We start from the raw sequence: 767 nt of genomic DNA, 5'->3' as shown, positions 1-767 counted from the left end.
CGGGATCTACCTTTACAGCCGCATGGAAAGCTTCCTGCAGAAGGGGCTGAAATTCCGTGCCGCCTTCTTCGAAGCACTGAAGACCACCGGCACCTCGGTGGCCTTCACCGGCATCACCCTGGCCGCCGGCGTCGCCACCTGGACCTTCTCGGCGCTGAAGTTCCAGGCCGATATGGGCCTGCTGCTGGTGCTGCTGTTCATCTGGAACATGCTCGGTGCCTTGCTGCTGCTGCCGGCCATCGCCTCGCTGCTGCTCTGCAACAAGCACACCCGCTGACGCCCCGCGCCATGGCCGCCGCATCCTTCGGCGGTCCGGGCGCGTACTCCCCCGGCCAGCCATCCCTGCGCCTACCGACTGGAGTCCCCCATGCCCCTGCGGCAGAGCCTATAGCTGCTGCCTGCAGGCGCTACACGACCTGAGCCTACTGCAGCAGCCGCCGCGCCACGCCGCCGCCCTGCAGCCGCTGCTGGCGCAGCTCCCGGGACAGTTGCAGGTGCTGTCCGCCGACTGGCCGGATGCCCCCCAGCGCACAGCAGCAGTGCGTACTGCTCAGCGATGCCTTCTCTTTCTGCTGATAACCAGGCCCGTAAACATGCGGCTTGAAGGTGGCTTTACTCGTGCCGACGAATGGATATAATGGCGCCCCCACTAAGCCGGTATAGCTCAGCTGGTAGAGCAACTGACTTGTAATCAGTAGGTCCCGGGTTCGACTCCTGGTGCCGGCACCATTTAGTATCAAAGGCCTGCTCTCATGCAGGCCTTTTTT

General features: G+C 63.8%; 1 protein-coding gene and 1 tRNA gene. Both read left to right on the top strand.

What is annotated here, in order from left to right; translation table 11 throughout:
* Positions 1 to 277: MMPL family transporter (locus J0A65_RS24685; protein ID WP_206596884.1), on the top strand; the 277-nt coding region annotated here is incomplete at its 5' end.
* Positions 278 to 653: 376 nt separating this feature from the next.
* A tRNA-Thr gene (locus J0A65_RS24680) sits at positions 654 to 729 on the top strand.
* Positions 730 to 767: the final 38 nt, after the last annotated feature.

Origin of the sequence: Bowmanella yangjiangensis (assembly GCF_017255015.1) — a bacterium.
Classification (GTDB): Bacteria; Pseudomonadota; Gammaproteobacteria; order Enterobacterales; family Alteromonadaceae; genus Bowmanella; species Bowmanella yangjiangensis.
Note: the sequence above shows the minus strand (reverse complement) of the source record. Positions and strands in the feature narration are given on the sequence as shown.